Raw genomic sequence first — 21,561 nt, forward strand, 5'->3', positions numbered from 1 at the left:
GGTCACTGTGGGGTTCACCGCAGGGACGGCCGGTGCGGGTTGCGGATAGTTTGACGGCATGACCGTTTCCCTGGATCTCGTGGACGTGGACTCGCTGCTCACCGAGGAGGAGGTCGCGATCCGCGCGACCACCCGCCGGTTCGCCGACGAGCGGCTGCGGCCGTCGCTGCCGGAGTGGTTCGAGGCGGCCAGCATCCCCGCCCGCGAGCTGGCCAAGGAGCTCGGCTCGCTCGGGCTGCTCGGGATGCACCTGACCGGGTACGGATGCGCCGGGCTCGGTCCGGTCGCGTACGGGCTGGCCTGTCTGGAGATCGAGGCGGCCGACTCCGGCATGCGCTCGCTGGTGTCGGTGCAGGGTTCGCTGGCGATGTACGCGATCTGGAAGTACGGCAACGAGGAGCAGAAGACCGAATGGCTGCCGCGGATGGCGGCCGGCGAGGCGATCGGCTGTTTCGGGCTGACCGAGCCGGACTTCGGCTCCAACCCCGGCGGGATGCGGACCAGCGCCCGCCGCGACGGCGACGACTGGATCCTGAACGGGTCGAAGATGTGGATCACCAACGGCTCGATCGCCGACGTCGCGGTGGTCTGGGCGCGGACCGACGACGGGGTACGCGGGTTCGTCGTACCGACGTCGGCGCCGGGCTTCTCGGCGCCCGAGATCACCCGCAAGCTGTCGTTGCGCGCGTCGGTGACGTCGGAGCTGATCCTGACCGACGTCCGGCTGCCGGCCTCGGCGATGCTGCCGGAGGCGCGCGGGCTGTCGGGTCCGCTCGGGTGCCTCAACGAGGCCCGGTTTGGGATCATCTTCGGCGCGATGGGCGCGGCCCGGGACTGCCTGGAGACGGCCGTGTCGTACGCCGGTGAGCGGCAGGTCTTCGACAAACCGCTGTCGGCGTACCAGCTGACCCAGGCGAAACTCGCCGACATGGCCGTCGAGCTGAACAAGGGCATCCTGCTCGCCGTGCACCTCGGCCGGCTGAAGGAGAAGGGCGCGCTGCGGCCCGAGCAGGTCAGCGTCGGCAAGCTGAACAACGTTCGCGAGGCGATCGCGATCGCCCGCGAGTGCCGCACGATCCTGGCCGCGAACGGGATCAGCGGGGAGTACCCGGTGCTGCGGCACGCCAACAACCTCGAGTCGGTGCTCACCTACGAGGGCACGTCCGAGGTGCACCAGCTGGTGATCGGCCAGGCACTGACCGGCCAAGCCGCCTTCCGGTGACCCGACCGCCCGGACGGTTGTGCATGGCAACCGTCCGGGTGGGTACTGGGAGTGAACAAGGTTGACGCAGTGTCACCCGCCCCCGCCCGAGTGGAAACGACCGTGCTTTGAGCCGGAGCCGCCACCTCTGGACAGGGAGGAAGAGTATGCGTATCAGCGTCGGGATCTTCCTGATCGCCGCCGGAGCCATCATCGCGTTCGGCATCCGGGACACCTCCGGACCGATCGACTTCACCGTGGTCGGCATCGTCGTCATGCTGGCCGGTGCGGCCGGAATCTGGCTGTCGTACAGCGTCGCCAACCGCAATCGCGCCCAAACCGACGACACCCCGGTGATCGCCCCGCGGGTCGAGGAGCAGTACAACACCGACCCGCACACGTACCCGCTGCAGCACGAGATCGACGTCACCCCGACCGAGTACAAACCGGACCGGCACTAGTCACAGCCGCTTGATCAGGTAGTCACACGGGTCGGCATGAGACCGAACGATCGCGCCGTCCGCGGCCTTCTCGGTCCAGATGTCGATCACTCGCGGACCTGACCACCTCCGGTACCCAAGACGCTCGTACAACCGCCGAGCGCCCGGGTTGTCGGGACCGACTCCCAGACCGATCACGGGTCGCGCCCACTCCACCGCGACCGCTTCGGCCGCCGCAATCAACGCCGTACCGACGCCTTGATTGGGAGCGTAGGCGTGCAGCCCGTTGATCTCGGCCGGATCCACATCGGCGCGCACTTCGGCGTACTTGGACTGTCGCAGCACCATGCTGTGCCCGACGATTTCGCCCGCCCGATGGGCCAGCAGGAACAGTCCGTCTCCACGCTCCTGCGTCGCCCACCGCTCTCGGGTGTGATGCAACACCACCGGATTGTCGGCGAACCCGTCGATCAACCGCTCGACGTCCGCCAGTGTCGCAGGCCTGATCCGCATCCACCGACCGTACGACGCCGGCCACCGCGCGGCATTCGGATTACTTGGCGACCTCCGTCGCGCGGGACTCGCGGACGACGGTGACACGGATCTGGCCGGGGTAGGTGAGTTCCTCCTCGACCTGCTTGGCGATGTCGCGGGCCATCACCTGCGCGGCGATGTCGTCGACCGCGTCCGGCAGCACCATCACCCGGATCTCCCGGCCGGCCTGCATCGCGAACACCTTCTCGACACCGTCGTGGTGCATCGCGATCTCCTCCAGCCGTTCGAGCCGCTGCACGTAGGCCTCCAGCGACTCGCGCCGCGCGCCCGGCCGACCGCCGCTGACCGCATCGGCGGCCTGGGTCAGCACCGCCTCGACGGTACGGACCTCGACCTCGTTGTGGTGCGCCTCGATGCAGTGCACGACGTCGTCGTTCTCGCCGTACTTGCGGGCCAGGTCGGCGCCGACGATCGCGTGGCTGCCCTCCGACTCGTGCGTCAGCGCCTTGCCGATGTCGTGCAGGAACGCGCCGCGCTTGCACAGCTTCGGGTCCAGCCCGAGCTCGGCCGCCATCATGCCGGCCAGGTGCGCCGACTCGACCAGGTGCTTGAGCACGTTCTGCCCGTACGACGTCCGGTAGCGCAGCAGGCCCATCGTGCGGACCAGTTCCGGGTGCAGATCGGTGATGCCTACCTCGGCCATCGCGTCCTCGGCCGCTCGCTCGCACAGCTCGGCGACCTCGCCCTTGCTGCGCTCGTAGATCTCCTCGATCCGGCTCGGGTGGATCCGGCCGTCCAGCACCAGCGAGTCCAGCGTCAGCCGCGCGGTCTCCCGGCGTACCGGGTCGAAGCAGGACAGCAGCACCGCCTCGGGGGTGTCGTCGATGATCAGGTTGACGCCGGTGGTCTGCTCGAACGACCGGATGTTGCGGCCCTCGCGGCCGATGATCCGGCCCTTCATGTCGTCGCTGGGCAGGTGCACCACCGAGACGACCGACTCGCTGGTCTGCTCCGACGCGAGCCGCTGAACCGCGCCGGTGATGATCCGGCGGGCCTTGCTCTCGCCCTCGTCCTGCGCCTGCCGCTCGATGTCGCGAACGATCGCGTGCGCGTGCCGCTTCGCTTCGGCCTCCATCGCCGCGACCAGCTCGGCCTTGGCCTGCTCGCTGGTCAGGTTCGCGACGCCTTCGAGGATGCGGCGGCGCTCGTCCTCCAGGTCGCGGATCTCGGCGCGCTGCCGGTCGAGTTCGGCGAGCTGGGCGGCCAGCTCGTTCTGCCGTTCCTCCAGGGCGCGCAGCTGTTCGTCGAGGCGTTCCTCCCGCTCGGTCAGCCGGTGCTCGCGGCGTTCCATCTCGAGGCGCTGCTCGCGCAGGTCGTCACGGATCGACTGCGCCTCGGTCTCGGCGTCCCGCCGTACGACGGACGCCCGCTGCTCGGCCTCGCGGCGGATCTCCGACGCACGGTCCTCGGACTCCCGACGCGCCTCGTCCGCGCGCTGCTCGACCTCCTTCGCGCGCTGCTCGGCGTCCTTGCGCAGCGCCTCAGCCTGCTGCTCGGCCTGCCGGCGCAACTCCTCGGCGCGCTGCTCCGCGTCCTTCGCGCGGGTCCGCAGTGCGACTGCCTCGTCCTCGGCCTCGCGCCGGATCCGGTCACCGATCGACTTCGCCTCGGCGACCGCGGTCGCGGCCTCGAGCTTCGCGTTCGCCTCCGCGGCCGCCACCTCGGCACCCTTGCGCCGGGTCAGCGTCAGCCCGATCCAGGCGAGCAGCCCGACCACGAGGAGACCGACCACCACCAACCCCACCGACGTCGCCGGCGGCGTCGCGGCGTACGAGATCACGGCGGCCGGACCCAGGATGAGCTGCGGCATCGGCGTCTCCCCTCATCGAGTCACGCCCCGGGCGTGACCAGCTCTTCGGCGAAGGGATCACCACACAGCGGCCCAGAAGACGGTACGCCGGAACGCGCCGACCGGGATCTCGCCGTCGGCGATCGTGCCGACGGCCTTCGTCCCCCGGTGAGCGCCGGGTCCGTTCCTATGCGGCGGCGGGCGGTTCGCCCACCGTCGGCAAGCTCGGAAGAGCTCTGGTTTCGTATCTCCGGACCACGCCTGCGCGCGCTCCGGTTGCTCGGCCAGCAGGCCGACCTCTGCGATGTCGTCAACCGTCCGGGTGGACAGTTCCCTTGCTGATTCCGAGGCTAGGCGCGGCCATCCACAGGGTCAAGGTGGACACTCGCGCGCGGCGCCACGATCCGGAGCGCGCGCTCACGATCTGCCACCGGGCGACTCCAGGCCCTTCCACCTCTGGTAACGCAGCACCCCAGCCCCGGAGGCTTGGCGCCACCGCGGACTGGGGTGCTGAAGTGGTCTCCGCTCCAAGCGACCCACCTGAACGGGGACCGCTCGTGCTCTGACCGAGTCGACCTGCTGCGACCTACCTCGGGCCCGGAAGCCCTCCGTCCGACGTACCGGTGGCCGTGCCGCCTGTCTCCGCGCCCTCGGTCCGCGAGCCGGCCGAGCTGGCGTCGTTCTCGCTCACGTCGGGAACCTGGCCGCCGACCACTCCACCGTTCGCGGCGGTGCCACCCTCGCTCCCGCTGGAATCGGCGGTGCCGGCCCCAGCCGTCTGCGTCGGCGCGTCCGCCGCACCGTCGTCCGGCCCGGTCGCCGGCTCCCCGCCGGTCTGATCGCTGGGCGCGCCACCGGACTGGTCACCCGCCGCGCCTCCGGCCTGGCCGCTCGGCACACCGCCGGACTGACCGCCCGCGGCACCTCCGGCCGGACCGCCCGCGGCCCCGCCCGACTGCTTCTCGACGTACGTCCCGACCTTCTCCTGCACCGAGTCGAGCTTGTCCGCGTACTTGCCGCCGGTCTGCTTGTCGATCAGGTCGCCGGCCTTCTCCACACCTGCCTTGATCTTGTCCGGGTTCTGCTTGACGACGTTCCGGAGCCAGTTCTTCGCCTGTTCCTGGAAATCGTTCATTGCACCCTCCAAAGAGGTGTCAGGGGCGGATCTCTACAGAAAAATGCCAGCCTACGGACCGGCCCCAAAAGCCGGTCTCTCTTCGGATGAGACACCCGCGGCCGACACCCGTCAACATCCCTCGCCGTCCACCCCCCGCATTGCAACCCGCCCCCACACGGTTCACCGACCCCCGAAAACCCGCGCGAAACCGCCCGAAATCCCGCTCATCGCCCCTGGAAAGCCCCACTCTCCAGGTAGTCCCGGTACAGCCCCAGCACCACCTCGGTCTGTGGCTGCAACACCCCGGGCGGGTCGTCCACCGCCCAGAATCCAGCCTCAATGACCTCCTCCGGCTCCGGCCGCAGCTCCCCCGTCCACCGCCGCGCCTCGAAACAGAGCGCGAAACAGTGCATCCGGTCACCGTTCGGATAGGTGATCTCGTGCACCTCCGGCTCCGACAACGACGCGAACGGCACCAAATCCTCCTCGCACACCCGCAGTCCGGCCTCCTCGAACAACTCCCGAACCGCCGTCCCCCGAAAACTCGACCCCGGCTCCGCCGCCCCTGCCGGAAACTCCCACAACCCCGAATCCCGCCGCCGCTGAAACAGCACCCGCCCCGCTTCCCCCACGACCACCACCTGAGCCCCCGGCATCAGCAGCAACTCCGCCCCCACCCGCTGCCGCAACCGCCATGTGTAAGACCCGACGTATCCCATCGGGCCAGTCTCTCCCGCCCGGCGAACTCACCTGGTCAGGGCGCGACCCCAGGACGATCGCCTGCGTGGCAATCGACGCCAGCACACCTGTCCCCGTCCCTGTCCCCGTCCCTGTCCCCGTCCCCGACCCTGTCCCCGTGCCTGTCCCGGTCCCCCGACCCCGTCCCCGTCCCGGCCAGCTGCCCCGAACCCACGGCTCCCGTCCCGGGCCCCGCCAACTGTCCCGTCCCGATCCGCCCTCTCCCATCTCCGTCCCCATCCCCCGCCCCCTTTTCGGGGGCCAGATCACCCCGGCGAAGGTCAGCAGCACACCGAACGCCCCCCGCCGTCGCGTGCGGGACGAACACGTGCAGCAGTCCGTGACGACGTACGTTGCCGCACGTGGTGGCCGTGGAACCTGACGTGAGCTGACCGCGGACGCACCGGCTCGCCCGACGCGAACAGCACTGCATCCCGCAAGCGCTTTCGCGCGGCGCAGCCGGGCAGCCGACGACCCGGCTGAGTCGGTGCGGCCACCGACAGGCTGAGGTGGTGCGGCCGCTGACCCGGCGAGTCGGTGCGGCCACTGACTCGGCTGAGTCGGTGCGACTACCGACCCAGCCGGTGCGGTTGCTCCCCTCATCACCGCACAGTCGCTCCAGGTGTTCAGGCTCGGCGACGCAGACGCGGGCGATCGCGGGAAGTTGCGTCCTCGACGCCGCTCAGAGGAACGGCCGCACCTCGATCTTGCGATCGCAAACCTTCGATGCCTCGGTCGCCAGCGCGAGCGCCACGTCCAGATCGGGCGCCTCCCACACCCAAACACCCGCGAGATACTCCTTCGATTCCACGAACGGCCCGTCGGTCACCACTGCCTGCTCGCCCCGGTTGTCGATGACCGTGGCCTCGTCGGTGTCCGCCAATCCGCCCGCGAAAACCCAGTAACCCTCGGCGATCAGCCGATCGTTGAACTCGCTGATGGCCGGCTGCCGGTCCGTGCTGCCGGGTTTGCTCTTGTCATCGATCACGGAAACCAGGTACTGCATCTGAACTCATCTCCTTGTGGTGTCGGGAACGTTTGTGCGGTGGTCAGGGCCATCAGGTCGTCGCATACTGCGGGCGCCCGGCCGGCCGATAGCGCTGGATCGTCACGCCCTTGGAGTCGACCCGCGATTCCACCAGCTCGAGCGCAAGATCCGGACCGGTCTCCGCGAACAGTCTCGCGCCCTGACCGAGAATCACCGGGATCACGATCAGCACCATCTCGTCAACCAGCCCGTTGTCCAGCAGCCACCGAGTCAGAGCACCACTTCCGTGCACCTGCAGCTCACCCCCAGGCTTGGCCTTCAACTCGTTGACGCCCGCCACGAGATCACCACGGAGCACAGTCGTGTCCGTCCAACGCGGCGCGGTCAGCGTGTTCGAGGCCACGTACTTGGGCGCATCATTCAACGCCACGCCAATGGGATGCGCACGCATCGATCCCCACGACTCGGCGAACAACTCATAGGTACGCCGACCGAACAGAAACGCCTCGGCACGCTGATAGGCCTGCGTGATGAATGCCCTCGTCTCGTCGTCCCCCGCTCCCCGACCCCATCCCCCACGCTCGAACCCGTCTCGGCGGTCCTCATCCGTTACGCCGCCGTTTCCCTGCATCACTCCGTCGAGCGTCACCTGGGTCATGGTCGTCAACTTCACAATCGCGGTTCCTTCACCTCGGCGCCGCCCGTTCTGGCCGGCCTCACCCCTGCAACGAACCCCACCGCCCCGATCCGACACCACCTCGCGGAGTTCTTCGCAGGTTTCTCCGCGGCAGGAGGCACAGTGCTGGCGATCAGGGGACAGCGCTTCGGCCGAGCACCGGCGCCCAACCAGCGGGCGGCCGGGCTGTGGTGATCCCGTCGCGGTCGCTGCCGCGGCGGCGCCCTACCCAGGTGGTGTTCGCGAGTGGAGTTCCCGCCACGGCGTCAGGTCATGGCCGGGGCGGCGCCGCGTCATACCGCTGAGACTCTCGACGCAGGTCCGTGTCGGGTGGAGTCGTGATCGCCGCGCTGCCCCAGGTCTTCCCAGGAGTCGGTGGGTGGCACCCGCGCACCGGCGACTCCCAGGCCCGCGACTCGCTTCGCCCCGCGACGGTCTGCCCAAAACGCTCCACCGCCGTGAAGCCGATCGCTCCGATCAGGCTCGCCGCCACCAGCACGGGCGTCAGCGGTCCGAGGGCAGTTCGTTGGTCGCGCTCAATCGACAGCACGACTGGTTCGCGGCGACGCGTTGGAGACTGACGAACGAGAGTCCGCAGCGGCGAGCTGAGCACCACGTTGGTCGACCGGAAGCTGACGTGCTCAAGCGCCTTGATCGCGTCCGACAGCGCGCGCTTTCGAACGTGCAGGCTCTTGGACGTGCGCGCTTGGAGGTGCGCGCTGGTGGATGTGCGCGCTTGGAGGTGCGCGCTGGTGGACGTGCGTGCTTGGAGGTGCGCGCTGGTGGACGTGCGCGCTTTCGGAACGCGCTCACTGCGGACGATCTCGTCGACCACAGCGGATCCGCGAAGTCCTGGGCAATCCTCACGGCCGACCTAGGCCGCCATGCCGCGTCCTGCGTCTGCGCCCGCCAGGGCGGCGGGGAGTTACTCGGCTTCGAGACCGGAGTCGTTGAGGAGGGGCAGCTCTTCGTCGGAGGCCGCGAGCTCTTGTTTGACGACGGTCATGGCGAGGCCGCCGGGGTAGCCCTTGCGGGCGAGCATGCCGATCAGGCGGCGCATCGCGACCTGCCGATCGAGCGAACGCATCGAGCGGAGCTTCTTGCGAACCAGCGCGCGGGCAGTCTCCTCCTCCTGGCTCGAATCGAGTTCCTCCAAGGCGTCGCGAGCCAGCTCGTCGTCGACGCCTCGACGACGCAGTTCCTGAGCGAGGGCTCGCTTGCCCAGTCCTCGGCCCCGGTGTCTCGATTCGACCCACGCGGTCGCGAACGCGGCGTCGTTGATCAGCCCCACCTCGGTGAACCGATCGAGCACCTCATCGGCCACCTCGTCGGCAATCTCACGATCCGCTAGTACGTCGGCCAGCTCCGCCCGCGTCCGCGGCTGCCCCGTGAGCTTGTCGAGCAGAATCGTCCGCGCCACCTGGTACGGATCAGCGTCCTGGTCCACGGAAGGATCCGCCGGCATCCCCGGTTCGTCCCCATCCCGAGCACCCCGCCGAGGCCGATTCCCGAACCCACGAGTCGGCCGCCGTCCAGAACGTCCACGAGCCGACCGGCCACTGGATTCAGCACTGACACCGTCGCTGGATCCCGCCCCGACACCGTCGCGCCCCGCCGATGAGCCCGCTTGCGCGCCGCTACTTCCAGCACTCCGGCCACCTATCGGCGATCCAACGCCGATCCCGGTTGACGAGGTGCTCCCAGCGCCTCCACGACCTGTCGGCGATCCGCTCGCAACGCCACCTCGCCTCGGCGACGAACCCTCTTGCGCTCCGCCATCTCCAACATCCCGGACACCGACCGGCGATCCGGTTCCGGCCGATGATGCGCTCTCAGCGCCTCCACCGTCGACCGGCGAACCGCTTCCAGCGCCCCCGCGCCTCGGTGACGAACCCGCGCGCTCCCCACCGTCTCCAGCGTCCCCGCCTGCAACCGGCGAGCCTTCCAAGTCCATGGCGCGACCAGCGCGCCCGGCACCGTCCGCGCGTCCAGGCGCTCTGGTTTCGTCCGAGCCCCGTAGCGGTCTCCCGCTCGCATCCTGCTCCGAGCCTGGCGTGGGTCCAGCACCCGCCGACTTCCCCAGGCTCCTGGTCCGGCCGGAGCTCTTGGCCCGGGCGGACGCCTTGGTGCCGCCGGAATCCACGGCGCTTGTCGCGGCATCGTCAGCTTCTCGCGCACCGAGAAGGTGCGCAGCGGGCGCAGCACCGTTCGTGCCGTCGTCGACCGCAGCGTCGTCCGACGAAGGCGCACGCCGGCGACTCGCCGAAGTCGCGCCCTTGGCATCGAGCGAGTCCCACGGGTCAGCCTCATCGGCCGTCGGTCGGGCTTTCTCGGAACCGGCACTGTCCAGCGAGTCCCACGGATCGGGCTCGTCGGAGTCCGCACCGCTGCTGGGAGACGTACCGATTTCGAGCGAATCCCAGGGATCCGGCTCTTCAGCCTGGGCCTGCCGTCGTTCGGCCTTGCGGCGGCGGGTTTCGTCCTCGAGGGCGTCCCACGGATCCAACAACTCCGGCGCGACGGCACGAATGCCGGAGACCGCGCCGGAGCGACCCTCGTACGACGGCCAGGCGTCGTCTTCGTCAGGGGTTTGCCGAGCGGCGGAAGTCCTGCCCAGGCGGCGGCTCTGCCCCGCTCCGGTCCCAGAGGACTTCGCGCCCCAGGCCCGCGGGGTAACACCAGACGAGTCCCGCAGGTCGGCTGCCTGCGATTCCGCCACGGCGCCGAGTGATTCACCATCTGCCGAAGTAGTTGCTACAGGCAAGTTGTCGGGCTCCGAAGCTCTGCCAGGCGCGGCGTCACGCTTGGCACGAGGTGAGCCCGAGGCCGCTGACGTGCGGCTCTGCCTGCGGGTGGCCCGAGAGGTCTCGGGCCGGGAAGTCTCTGCCCGGGAGGCGTCGCTTGCAGACGTCTCCGAGGCGGGAGAGCTGGACCGCCCCCGGGTGCGGTCCGCGGTGTTGTCGCGGTCCGCACCGTCGGGGGTCCAGAGGGTGGAGCCGGTTGGCCCGTCAGCCAGGAGCTTGCGGGCCAACGCCAGCCGCTCGGCCTGGGTGAGGCCGGTGGCGGGCTGGGGATCAGAAGTCGACATCGACCTCGACCGGCGGCGTGTCGGCAGCGACCTCACCCTGGCCGATGCCCATCTTCTCCTTGATCTTCTTCTCCAGCTCGTTGGCCAGATCGGGGTTGTCGCGCAGGAAGTTCCGCGCGTTCTCCCGGCCCTGGCCGAGCTGGTCGCTCTCGTAGGTGAACCAGGCGCCGGCCTTGCGGACGAAGCCCTGCTCGACGCCGAGGTCCAGCAGGCTGCCCTCGCGGCTGATGCCCTGGCCGTAGATGATGTCGAACTCGGCCTGCTTGAACGGCGGGGCCACCTTGTTCTTCACGACCTTGACCCGGGTCCGGTTGCCGACGAAGTCGGTACCGTCCTTCAGCGACTCGATCCGGCGGACGTCCAGCCGGACCGACGCGTAGAACTTCAGCGCCTTACCACCGGTCGTGGTCTCCGGGGAGCCGAACATCACGCCGATCTTCTCGCGCAGCTGGTTGATGAAGATCGCGGTGGTGTTGGTCCCGCTGACCGCACCGGTCATCTTGCGCAGCGCCTGGCTCATCAGCCGGGCCTGCAGACCGACGTGGCTGTCACCCATCTCGCCCTCGATCTCGGCCCGCGGCACCAGCGCGGCCACCGAGTCGATCACGACGATGTCGATCGCGCCGGAGCGGATCAGCATGTCGGCGATCTCCAGCGCCTGCTCACCGGAGTCGGGCTGGGAGATCAGCAGGGCGTCGGTGTCCACGCCGAGCTTGCGGGCGTAGTCGGGGTCGAGCGCGTGCTCGGCGTCGATGAAGGCGGCGATACCGCCGGCCCGCTGGGCGTTGGCGACGGCGTGCAGCGCAACGGTGGTCTTACCCGACGACTCCGGACCGTAGATCTCCACCACGCGACCGCGCGGCAGCCCGCCGATCCCCAGCGCGACGTCGAGCGCGATCGACCCGGTCGGGATGACCTCGATCGGCGCCCTGCCCTGCTCACCCAGCCGCATCACGGAGCCCTTGCCGCACTGCCGCTCGATCTGCGTCAGCGCGGTCGCCAGCGCCTTCTCGCGATCCGCCGCGGCCCGCTCCGCACTCGCTGCTGCACCAGCCATCTGACTGCCACCTGACCCATCTAGTCGTTTCGGACCGCTGACCCAGCCGCCCGGAGGAATTTCGTTGTCGTCAGTGAAGGTATGGGTTGCCACCGACAATTTCCGAAGCGGTCCTGAATCTGTGGACAACTCCGGGCCCCGCCTGCGAAACCCGTACGGCACAAAATAACCCGAACACGTGTTCGAATCCCAACTGACACGCCGACAACTCCCGAGAACCCGGCGGCACCTACGCTGGCCGACGTGACAGACCGTCCCGACGTCCCCGACTCCGCCGTCGTCCTCGCGCTCAGCCGGGTCGAGTTCGGCATCGACTCGGTGCTCGACGCGCTCCGCACCCAGGACCCGTTCGGCATCCGCAGCATCCTGACCGAGTACTCCGCCCAGGAGCAACCCAACCTCGCCGAGAAGGCGCTCATCCTGACCATCGACCGCCTGCTCCGGATGAGGGTGCCCGGTCACGCCGAGTGGCCGACCCTCCCGCTGGCCGAGCGCTGCGACTGGTGGGTCGAGCGGCTGGGTGGGTTCGCCGCGGTCATCGCGGGACTCCCCCGGCTCAGTGGTGCGGCCGCGGACGCGCTGCCGATCAAGGACACCCTCGGCGCCGCAGTACAGGCGATGGTGATCGGTGCCGTCTGCCGCGAGTACGGCGTGGAGGCGCACGCGGACCGTACGGCGGTGATCGCCCGGGTCCTGACCAACCGGCCGATCACCCCTGACGACGTGCTCCGGTACGACGACCCGACGCAGGCCGGCCAGGACGTGGCCAAGCAACTGGGTCTCGGCGACGACTCCGGGGAGCGCGGCCTGCGCCAGGGAGTCCGGCTCGTGTGGCGGATCTCCAAGCTGTTCGGCGGACTCGGCGAGGTCTTCGAGGACCGCCCGCGCGGCAGCCTCGGCGCACGGGCCATCGGCAAGCTCCCGGGCGTCGGTGTGGTCGGCGGCTTCTTCGACGAGCGCAAGGGCATCCGCAAGGCCGCATACGCCGCCGCGGACCTGCTGACCAGCAGCGTGTTCCGCGTCAAGCCGGTCTGACCCGCCGCGAAGGCGGGCAACCACGACGACCAGCTGCACCTGTGCGAGCTCGGTCCGCGCTGGGATGATCGGGCCATGAGTTCGTCGATCAGCATCGTCCGGCCGGACCCCACCTGGGCGGCACAGTTCGCCAAGACCGCGGAGACCATCCGCAGGATCGTCGGCGACACCGTCACCCGGATCGACCACATCGGCTCCACCTCCGTTCCCGGTCTGGCGGCCAAGGACGTGCTCGACATCCAGGCGACGGTCGCCGGCGAACCCCAGCTCGACGACGCCGCAGAGCTGCTCGTCGCCGCCGATTGGGAGCTCAGACCGCCCCGCCGCGACCATCCGGTTCCGGGGTTACCGACGGAGGAGCTGCAGTGGGTCAAGCGGCTCGTCGTCGAACCGATGTACCGCCGCCGGGTCAACCTCCACATCCGGATCGAGGGCCACGCCAACCAGCGGTACGCGTTGCTCTTCCGCGACTACCTGCGCGCCCACCCGGACACGGCAGCGGCGTACGGCATGTTCAAGGAGCGAGCGGCCGCTCTGCCGTTCGAGACCGTCGGCGAGTACGCCGACCTGAAGGATCCCGTCTGCGACCTGATCTACCTGCCGGCCGAGGAGTGGGCCGCGCGGACCGGCTGGACTCCGTAGCTGTCCCGCACAGCGTGACCGCAGTACTACTCCGGGCTCGTTGACGCCTCCTGCGGGCAGCGAGCACGCTGGATCGCGGGGTGCCGTCGTCGTTGACCCGGCGGACGGCGGGCGGGCGGTCGCCCCGGGGGGCGTGATCGGAGTGAGCGGAATCGGCCGGCTCGCGGCGTTGCCGTGCGGCAAGGTGTCCAAGTGGGTCGTCCTGGTGCTCTGGGTCGCCGCGATCGCGGTGTCCTTCAGCCCGGCCGGCAAGCTGACGGGTGCACAGGACAACGACGCGGTGTCCTGGTTGCCCGGCAACGCCGAGTCCACCGAGGTGCTGCAGGCAACGGCCCGGTTCAGCTCGCCGGACGAGATCCCGACCGTGCTGGTCTACGAGCGGCCCGCCGGACTGACGCCAGCGGACCAGCAGGCCGTCGCCGCCGACGTCACGGCGTACGGCGAACTGCAGGACGTCGACCGGGAGGTGATCGGTCCGATCCCCTCCGAGGACGGCCAGGCGCTGCAGGTGATCGTGCCGATCAACGCGGGCTCCGGCGGTTGGGAGACGCTTGGCGAGCGGGTCGCCGACCTCCAACGGATTGCCGCCGACCGGCCTGACGGGTTGAGCTTCCACGTCACTGGGCCGGGCGGGACCGCCGCCGACTCGCAGAAGGCGTTCGAGGGCATCGACGGCAAGCTGCTCTACTCGGCGGCCGCGGTGGTCGTCGTGATCCTGCTGCTCACCTACCGCAGCCCGGTGCTCTGGCTGCTCCCCCTGATCTCGGCGGGGACCGCTCTGTTCGCGGCCCAGGCCGTTGTCTACCTCCTGGCGTCCAGAGCCGACCTGACGGTGAACGCGCAGAGCGCGGGAATCCTCACTGTGCTGGTGTTCGGCGCCGGGACGGATTACGCCTTGCTGCTGGTCGCCCGCTACCGCGAGGAGCTACGCAGGCACGAGGACCGGCACGAGGCGATGGCGTTCGCCCTCCACCGGTCCGGACCGGCGATCGTTGCCTCCGGCTCCACTGTGGTCGCCGGCATGCTCTGCTTGCTGCTGGCATCGATGAACTCGACCAGCGGACTCGGTCCGGTTGCAGCGGTAGGCATCGTTGTTGCCCTGCTGGCCATGCTCACCCTGCTGCCCGCACTGCTCGTCATCTGCGGCCGCTGGGTCTTCTGGCCGTTGCGGCCGACCTACGGCTCCGCGGACCACACCGAGACGAGCATCTGGGGCCGGATCGGTCGCCGAATTGCGGTCCGGCCCCGGCTGACCTGGGTGACCACCACAGTCCTGCTGGGCGCGGCCGCGCTCGGCATGCTGTCGCTGAACCCGGACGGGCTGTCCAACGAAGAGTCCTTCACCGGTACGCCGGACTCGGTGATCGGCGAGCGGATCGTCGCCGCACACTTCCCCGCCGGGGCCGGCAATCCGCTGGTTGTCGTGAGCAACGCAGACCAGGCCTCCGCCGTCAGTGCTGCGCTGGAGTCGACTCAAGGCGTCGCGGCAGTGGCTGAACCGCGGACGTCGGACGGGCTGGCCTACATCGAGGGAACGCTGCAGGCTCCGGCCGACAGCCAGGCCGCGAAGGACACGGTCGATCGCGCCCGAGCCGCCGTCCACGCGGTGCCGAACGCCGATGCGCTCGTCGGCGGCGGTACGGCGATCCTGCTGGACACGCAGCGAGCCGCCGACCGCGACAACAAGGTCATCATCCCCGCCGTACTGGTGGTGGTCCTGCTGATCCTCGCGGTGCTGCTGCGGTCGCTGCTGGCTCCCGTACTGCTCGTGGCGACCGTCGTACTGTCGTTCGCGGCCGCGCTCGGGATCAGCTCGCTGATCTTCACCCAGGTGCTCGGGTTCGAAGGGGCGGACTCGTCGCTGCCGCTGTTCGTTTTCGTCTTCCTGGTGGCGCTGGGCATCGACTACAACATCTTCCTGATGACCCGGGTGCACGAGGAGGCCAAGCAGCACGGGACCCGGCGTGGCGCGCTGATCGGAGTCGCCGCGACCGGTGGGGTGATCACCTCGGCCGGGCTGGTGCTGGCCGGGACGTTCGCGGTGCTGGCGACGCTGCCGCTGGTGGCGTTCGCGGAGATCGGGATCGCGGTGGCGCTCGGCGTACTGCTGGACACGATCGTGGTCCGGTCGGTGCTGGTGACCGCGCTGAACCTCGACATCGGCCGGCACCTGTGGTGGCCGAGCAAGCTGGCACAGCGGCGTGACCCAGAGCCGGAGGCGCCGATGCCCGAGCCGGAAACGACTCTGGCGAGCAGCTAGGTTCGGCTGCTCGCCAGAAGTGCGTGGACTACTCGTCAGCGTTCGTTGGGCGGGAGCTGGAGGTGCGCCCAGACGGCCCGCCAGACCGTCTTGGCGTGCTCGCCCTCGGCCAGCGCTTCGGCAACCGTTCGGCCGCCGAGGCCGCTGATCACCTGCGTCTCGGCCCAGGTTCGCGAGTACGCCGGGCCGAGCGCGTTGTCCATCCGGTCCCAGAATTCGGTGAGCCTCATGCCCGCCCGTCATCCTGCGGGGGTCGGCCCCAGCCCGGCTGCTGCCCCTGCGGCGGCTGCCCCTGCTGAGGAGGCTGACCCTGCTGAGGAGGCTGTCCCGGCTGCGGCGGCTGGCCCCAGCCACCCTGCTGCTGCGGGGGCTGCTGCTGGTGCGGGGGCTGGCCCCAGCCCTGCCCACCCTGCTGCGGCGGGCCCTGCTGACCACCCCACTGGCCGGGCTGACCCTGCTGCGGCTGCCCCGGGTACTGCGGCTGGCCCGGGTACTGCGGACCACCGGGCGGCCCGTACTGCTGCCCCTGCGGACCCGGCTGACCGTACGGCCCCGGCTGCTGTCCGTACTGACCGGGACCCTGCGGACCGCCGTACTGCGGACCCTGCGGACCCCACTGGCCCGGCTGCCCCGGGTACTGCCCGTATTGGCCGCCACCCGGGTACGGCTGCTGCTTGTTGCGGCTCCGCAGCACGAAGAACACCGCCGCGGCCGCGGCCAGGAGCACCAGGACGATGATCAGGATGATCGCCCAGACCGGGAACGAACTGCCGGCCTCCGAGGTCAGCGAAACCTTGCCGAGCTTGTCCAGGCTGTCGTACGTCGCGGTGCGGCCGCTGATCTGCGCGCCGTCGTCGTGCTCGATGATCTTGCCCGGCATGGTGATCTTGAAGTTGATCACCGGCTGCTGGACGCTGTCCGGGAGCTCCCGGCTCAGGCTGCTGTCCTTGACGCTGACGACGAACTTGTCGCCGTCCTTGCGGAAGCCGACGCCGCTGGTCGTGGAGGTGCCCATGTCGGCGAACGACACGCCGTCGAACGAACACTCCGAGCCCACGTACTTGTCGTCTTCGAACGGCTTGCAGCTGACACCTTCGGTCGCGGTCTTCGTGATCCCGGTGTCGATCTGCTTGCGGATGGCGTCCAGCGACTGACCGCTGGACTCGACCAACTGCTTGTCGACGCCGAGCTTCATGCTGCCCGAGACCGTCTCGTTCGAGTTCACCTTGAAGTCGGCGTCGAGCTTCACGCATCCGGTCAGACCGACCAGACACGCGACGACGACCAGCGCCATGCGCAAGCGGTTCTTCATGGCGCAGATCATTCCAGACCAGGGGGACACCACGCGTCCGGGCTCCGGTCCGTGCCGCGCCGCGCGAAACTGTCGGAGCGACCCGGCAAGATGGACAGCGTGCAGAAGTCCACCGCGCTCAGCCGCTTCTCGCCCGCGACCCGGGCGTGGTTCGGCGACGTCTTCGAGGCGGCCACCCCGGCCCAGCTGGAGGCGTGGGACGCGATCACCGCGGGCCGGGACGCGCTGGTCGTCGCGCCGACCGGTTCCGGCAAGACGCTGGCCGCCTTCCTGTGGGCGCTGGACCGGCTGGCCACCACTCCCCCACCGGACGACCCGAAGCTGCGCTGCCGAGTGCTCTACGTCTCACCGCTGAAGGCTCTCGCGGTCGACGTCGAGCGCAACCTGCGCGCCCCGCTGATCGGCATCCGGGAGACCGCCCGCCGGCTCGGTGAGGCGCCGATCGACGTCGAGGTCGCGGTCCGCTCCGGCGACACCCCGGCGAGCGAGCGGCGCAAGTTCGCGACCAAGCCGGCCGACGTACTGATCACGACGCCGGAGTCCTTGTTCCTGCTGCTCACGTCGCAGGCGCGGGAGTCGCTGCGTGGTGTCGAAACGGTGATCATCGACGAGGTGCACGCGGTCGCCGGGACGAAGCGCGGCGCGCACATGGCGCTCACGCTGGAGCGGCTGGACGCGCTGCTGCCCAAGCCGGCCCAGCGGATCGGGTTGTCGGCGACGGTCCGGCCGGTCGAGGAGGTCGCCCGGTTCCTCGGCGGCGAGCGGCCGGTGACCGTGGTCCAGCCGAAGTTCACCAAGCAGTGGGACCTGAGCGTCGTCGTACCGGTCGAGGACATGGCCGAACTGGCGAACACCGAGATCGAAACCTCCGGCTCGGCGGCCGGCGCACCGAAGCACGCGTCGATCTGGCCGCACGTCGAGGAGCACGTCTTCGACCTGATTTCCGAGCACCGCTCGACGATCGTCTTCTCCAACTCGCGCCGCCTGGCCGAGCGGCTCACCGCCCGGCTCAACGAGATCGCCGCCGAGCGAGCCGAACTCGAACTGCCCGACGTCGGGTCGCCGGCGCAGCTGATGGCGCAGTCAGGCGCGTCGCTGGCCGCGCCGCCGTTGATCGCCAGGGCGCACCACGGATCGGTCAGCAAGGAGCAGCGCGCGCTGATCGAGGCCGACCTGAAGTCCGGGCGGCTGCCGTGCGTGGTCGCGACGAGCAGCCTGGAGCTCGGTATCGACATGGGCGCGGTCGACCTGGTCATCCAGGTGGAGGCGCCGCCGTCGGTCGCCAGCGGTCTGCAGCGGGTCGGGCGCGCCGGTCACCAGGTCGGGGCGACGTCGCGCGGGGTGCTGTTCCCGAAGTTCCGCGGCGACCTGGTAGACACGGCCGTAGTGGTCCAGCGGATGCGCGACGGGCTGATCGAGAGCCTGCACATCCCGGCCAACCCGCTCGACGTGCTCGCCCAGCAGATCGTCTCGATCGTTGCCCTCGACACCGTTGACGTCGACGAGCTGTACACGCTGGTCCGCCGGTGCGCACCGTTCGCGACCTTGCCGCGCTCGGCGTACGACGGGGTGCTGGACATGTTGTCGGGGCGCTACCCGTCGGACGAGTTCGCGGAGCTGCGGCCGCGGATCGTCTTCGACCGGGTCAGCGGGGAGATCTCCGGCCGGCCAGGGGCGCAGCGGCTCGCGGTCACCAGCGGCGGGACGATCCCCGATCGTGGGCTCTTCGGGGTCTTCCTGGTCGGCGAGTCGACCAACCACCGGGTCGGCGAGCTGGACGAGGAGATGGTCTACGAGTCGCGTGTGGGCGATGTGTTCACGCTCGGCGCGTCCAGTTGGCGGATCGAGGACATCACGCACGACCGCGTTCTCGTCTCGCCGGCGCCCGGTCAACCCGGGCGGCTGCCGTTCTGGAAGGGCGACGCGGTCGGGCGACCGGCCGAGCTCGGAGCGGCGACCGGCGCGTTCGTTCGGACGATGGCTTCGCTGCCGCCGGCCAAGGCGATCAAGCGAGCCCGCGACGCCGGCCTCGACGAGTACGCGGCGAACAACCTGGTCGCCTACCTCGGTGAGCAGCGCGACGCGACCAGCCGGGTGCCGGACGACGTGACGATCGTGGTCGAGCGCTTCCGCGACGAGCTGGGCGACTGGCGGGTCTGCATCCATTCGCCGTACGGCGGTCAGGTGCACGGCCCATGGGCGCTGGCGATCGCGGCGCGGCTGCGCGAGCGGTACGGGATGGACGCCCAGTCGGTCTCGGGTGACGACGGGATCGTGCTGCGGCTGCCGGAGACCGACGAGCCACCGCCGGGCGCGGAGCTGGTGCTGTTCGATCCGGCGGAGATCGAGGACATGGTGACTGCCGAGGTCGGCGGGTCCGCCCTGTTCGCGGCGCGCTTCCGGGAGTGTGCCGCGCGGGCTCTGCTGCTTCCCCGGCGCAATCCGGGACGGCGTTCGCCGTTGTGGCAGCAGCGGCAGCGATCCGCGCAGCTGCTCAGTGTGGCCAGCAAGTACGGGTCGTTCCCGATCGTGCTGGAGACGCTGCGCGAGGTGCTGCAGGACGTCTACGACCTGAATGCGCTGAAGGACCTGCTGACCGGGATCGGTGAGCGGCGGATCTCGGTGGTCGAGGTGGAGACTCCGGAGGCGTCGCCGTTCGCGAAGTCGCTGCTCTTCGGCTACGTCGGCGCCTTCATGTACGAGGGCGACGCACCGCTGGCGGAGAAGCGCGCGGCGGCACTGGCGCTCGACCAGAGCCTGCTGGCTGAGCTGCTCGGCCGGACGGAGTTGCGTGAGCTGCTCGACGCCGAGGTCGTACTGCGGACCGAGGCCGAGCTGCAGCGCTTGGCGGAGGATCGCCGGGCGCGCGACGCCGAGGGGCTGTTCGACGTGCTGCGGCTGGTCGGTCCGCTGTCGTTGCACGAAGCCTCGCAGCGCTGTGTGGACGGGTCCGATGCGGAAGCTTGGCTGACGGACTTGGCCGCGGCTCGCCGGGTCGTCCGGGTTCGCGTCGCGGGCGAGCACCGGTGGGCAGTCGTCGAGGACGTTGCCCGCCTGCGTGACGCGCTCGGCGTACCGCTACCGCCGGGGATCGCCGAAGCGCATGCCGAGCCGGTCGCGGATCCGCTGGGCGATCTGGTGTCGCGCTACGCCCGGACTCACGGGCCGTTCCGCGCCGTGGATCTGGCGACGCATCTCGGCATCGGCGTCGCAGTGGTGACGGATGCGCTGCGGCGGCTTGGTGCGGCCGGCCGCGTGGTCGAGGGCGAGTTCCTGCCCGGCGGCATCGCGATGGAGTGGTGCGACAGCGAAATTCTTCGACTGCTCCGGCGCCGGTCACTGGCCGCGCTGCGCAAGGAGGTCGAGCCGGTCGAGCCGGCCGCGCTGGCCCGGTTCCTGCCTGCCTGGCAGGGGATCACGAGCAGCCGTGGCAGAGGGTACGACGTGCTGCTCGGTGCGATCGAGCAGTTGGCGGGATGTGCCGTGCCGGCTTCCGCGCTGGAGTCGATTGTGCTTCCAGCCCGCGTCCCCGGGTACCAGCCCTCCATGCTGGACGAGCTGACCGCGACGGGCGAGGTGATCTGGGCCGGAGCCGGTTCGCTGCCGGGGACGGACGGGTGGGTCTCGCTGCACCTGGCGGACAACTGCGACCTGACCCTGCCCGATCTGGATCCTGCGTTCGAGATCGGTGAGACGCATCAGGCCGTGCTGGATGCCTTGTCCGGGGGCGGCGCGTTCTTCTTCCGGCAGCTCAGCGACGCGGTGGGAGCGGCGGCCGGTGTGGTCGACGACGAAACGCTCGTCGGAGTCCTCTGGGATCTCGTCTGGGCTGGGCAGCTGACGAACGACACGCTGGCTCCGGTGCGTTCGCTGGTCGGCGCCGGTCGCGGAAGCCACCGGACGAAGCGGGCCGCACCGCGCCAACGTCCTGGGCGGGCGCCGCGACCAGGACGACCGGCGATGCCTTCACGCAGCGGTCCGCCGACCGCCGGTGGGCGATGGTCGTTGCTGCCGGAGCGGAGTGAGGACGCGACGCGCCGGGCGCATGCCGCGGCCGAGACGCTGCTGGACCGCTACGGAATCGTCACGCGAGGCTCGGTGATCACCGAGCGAACTCCGGGCGGATTCGCGGCGGTCTACAAGGTTCTGAGCGCCTTCGAGGAGTCCGGGCGGTGCCGCCGCGGCTACTTCGTGGCTGGGCTCGGAGCGGCGCAGTTCGCGCTGCCGGGGGCGGTCGACCGGTTGCGGGCGATGGCTGACGGTGGCGTCGCGCGGCAACAGGAAGAGCAGGCCGCGCGCGCCGTCGTACTGGCTGCGTCGGATCCTGCGAATCCGTACGGGGCGGCACTGCCGTGGCCTGAGCGGGAGAACGCGGGCGGGCATCGCCCGGGCCGCAAGGCGGGTGCACTGGTCGTGCTCGTCGACGGCAAGCTCATCGTGTACGTCGAGCGCGGCGGGCGGACGGTGCTCAGCTTCACCGAAGATCCCGACATGCTGCAGCCGGGCGTCGACGCGCTGGCCCTGGCGATCAGGGACGGGCATCTGGGCAAGCTGAGCGTCGAGACCGCAGACGGCGAGCAGGTCCGCCACACGGCCTTCGGTGACGCACTGGCCAAGGCCGGATTCCACGCGACGCCGCGCGGGCTGCGGCTGCGCGTCTGAG

17 protein-coding genes are annotated in these 21,561 nt (G+C 70.0%); 6 read left to right on the forward strand and 11 right to left on the reverse strand.

Annotation, left to right across the window (positions count from 1 at the left end):
• The first annotated feature begins 58 nt into the window (after nt 1–58).
• Nucleotides 59–1,222, forward strand: coding sequence for an acyl-CoA dehydrogenase family protein (locus BWI15_RS23895; RefSeq protein ID WP_077016687.1), 1,164 nt, complete (start codon nt 59–61; stop codon nt 1,220–1,222).
• Nucleotides 1,223–1,368: 146 nt separating this feature from the next.
• Nucleotides 1,369–1,662, forward strand: coding sequence for a DUF6458 family protein (locus BWI15_RS23900; RefSeq protein WP_077016688.1), 294 nt, complete (start codon nt 1,369–1,371; stop codon nt 1,660–1,662).
• On the opposite strand, the gene BWI15_RS23905 is transcribed toward BWI15_RS23900, so the two are convergent.
• The 9 genes from BWI15_RS23905 to recA all read right to left on the reverse strand — a co-directional run bounded on the left by BWI15_RS23905 (nt 1,663) and on the right by recA (nt 11,649).
• Nucleotides 1,663–2,154 (reverse strand): GNAT family N-acetyltransferase, encoded by a 492-nt coding sequence (locus BWI15_RS23905; protein WP_077016689.1) that lies wholly within the window; start codon nt 2,152–2,154, stop codon nt 1,663–1,665. It abuts the gene before it with no gap.
• Between the two features lie 40 nt (nt 2,155–2,194).
• Nucleotides 2,195–4,006: a ribonuclease Y gene (rny, locus tag BWI15_RS23910; RefSeq protein WP_077016690.1), complete on the reverse strand. Its 1,812-nt coding sequence runs from the start codon at nt 4,004–4,006 to the stop codon at nt 2,195–2,197.
• A 565-nt stretch (nt 4,007–4,571) separates the two neighbouring features.
• Nucleotides 4,572–5,120, reverse strand: coding sequence for an antitoxin (locus BWI15_RS38900; RefSeq protein ID WP_077016691.1), 549 nt, complete (start codon nt 5,118–5,120; stop codon nt 4,572–4,574).
• A gap of 206 nt (nt 5,121–5,326) precedes the next feature.
• On the reverse strand, nt 5,327–5,821 hold the full coding sequence (locus BWI15_RS23920; RefSeq protein WP_077016692.1) for an NUDIX domain-containing protein: 495 nt from the start codon (nt 5,819–5,821) through the stop codon (nt 5,327–5,329).
• A gap of 701 nt (nt 5,822–6,522) precedes the next feature.
• Nucleotides 6,523–6,846, reverse strand: coding sequence for a YciI family protein (locus BWI15_RS23925; RefSeq protein ID WP_077016693.1), 324 nt, complete (start codon nt 6,844–6,846; stop codon nt 6,523–6,525).
• Between the two features lie 52 nt (nt 6,847–6,898).
• A complete protein-coding gene (locus BWI15_RS23930; RefSeq protein ID WP_077016694.1) occupies nt 6,899–7,501 on the reverse strand; it encodes a dihydrofolate reductase family protein in 603 nt (200 codons plus the stop codon).
• A 274-nt stretch (nt 7,502–7,775) separates the two neighbouring features.
• The gene (locus tag BWI15_RS23935) at nt 7,776–8,339 is read right to left on the reverse strand and encodes a hypothetical protein (RefSeq protein ID WP_077016695.1); all 564 of its coding nucleotides are present in this window, start codon (nt 8,337–8,339) and stop codon (nt 7,776–7,778) included.
• 90 nt (nt 8,340–8,429) lie between these two features.
• Nucleotides 8,430–8,951 (reverse strand): regulatory protein RecX, encoded by a 522-nt coding sequence (locus tag BWI15_RS38460; RefSeq protein ID WP_237771431.1) that lies wholly within the window; start codon nt 8,949–8,951, stop codon nt 8,430–8,432.
• Nucleotides 8,952–10,578: 1,627 nt separating this feature from the next.
• Complete coding sequence (recA, locus tag BWI15_RS23945) at nt 10,579–11,649, reverse strand: recombinase RecA (protein ID WP_077016697.1); 1,071 nt, start codon at nt 11,647–11,649, stop codon at nt 10,579–10,581.
• 243 nt (nt 11,650–11,892) lie between these two features.
• On the opposite strand from recA, the gene BWI15_RS23950 reads away from it, so the two are divergent.
• The 3 genes from BWI15_RS23950 (at nt 11,893) to BWI15_RS23960 (ending at nt 15,586) form a co-directional block, all read left to right on the forward strand.
• Nucleotides 11,893–12,684 (forward strand): hypothetical protein, encoded by a 792-nt coding sequence (locus tag BWI15_RS23950; protein ID WP_077016698.1) that lies wholly within the window; start codon nt 11,893–11,895, stop codon nt 12,682–12,684.
• Between the two features lie 75 nt (nt 12,685–12,759).
• Nucleotides 12,760–13,326, forward strand: a complete 567-nt coding sequence (locus tag BWI15_RS23955; RefSeq protein WP_077016699.1) for a GrpB family protein — start codon at nt 12,760–12,762, stop codon at nt 13,324–13,326.
• Between the two features lie 142 nt (nt 13,327–13,468).
• Nucleotides 13,469–15,586 carry an MMPL family transporter gene (locus tag BWI15_RS23960; RefSeq protein ID WP_077017239.1) on the forward strand — a complete coding sequence of 706 codons (2,118 nt, stop codon included), beginning with the start codon at nt 13,469–13,471 and terminating at the stop codon, nt 15,584–15,586.
• A 35-nt stretch (nt 15,587–15,621) separates the two neighbouring features.
• On the opposite strand, the gene BWI15_RS23965 is transcribed toward BWI15_RS23960, so the two are convergent.
• Both BWI15_RS23965 and BWI15_RS23970 read right to left on the reverse strand, forming a co-directional pair.
• The gene (locus BWI15_RS23965) at nt 15,622–15,816 is read right to left on the reverse strand and encodes a DUF3046 domain-containing protein (RefSeq protein WP_077016700.1); all 195 of its coding nucleotides are present in this window, start codon (nt 15,814–15,816) and stop codon (nt 15,622–15,624) included.
• The gene (locus tag BWI15_RS23970; protein WP_077016701.1) at nt 15,813–16,898 is read right to left on the reverse strand and encodes an LppM family (lipo)protein; all 1,086 of its coding nucleotides are present in this window, start codon (nt 16,896–16,898) and stop codon (nt 15,813–15,815) included. Before BWI15_RS23970 ends, BWI15_RS23965 begins: the two co-directional genes overlap by 4 nt.
• Nucleotides 16,899–16,988: 90 nt before the next feature.
• Between BWI15_RS23970 and BWI15_RS23975 the strand changes: the two genes are divergently transcribed.
• Nucleotides 16,989–21,560 (forward strand): ATP-dependent helicase, encoded by a 4,572-nt coding sequence (locus tag BWI15_RS23975; protein ID WP_077017240.1) that lies wholly within the window; start codon nt 16,989–16,991, stop codon nt 21,558–21,560.
• Nucleotide 21,561: the final 1 nt, after the last annotated feature.

It is taken from the genome of Kribbella sp. ALI-6-A, from assembly GCF_001984195.1.
In the GTDB taxonomy this organism is placed as follows: domain Bacteria; phylum Actinomycetota; class Actinomycetes; order Propionibacteriales; family Kribbellaceae; genus Kribbella.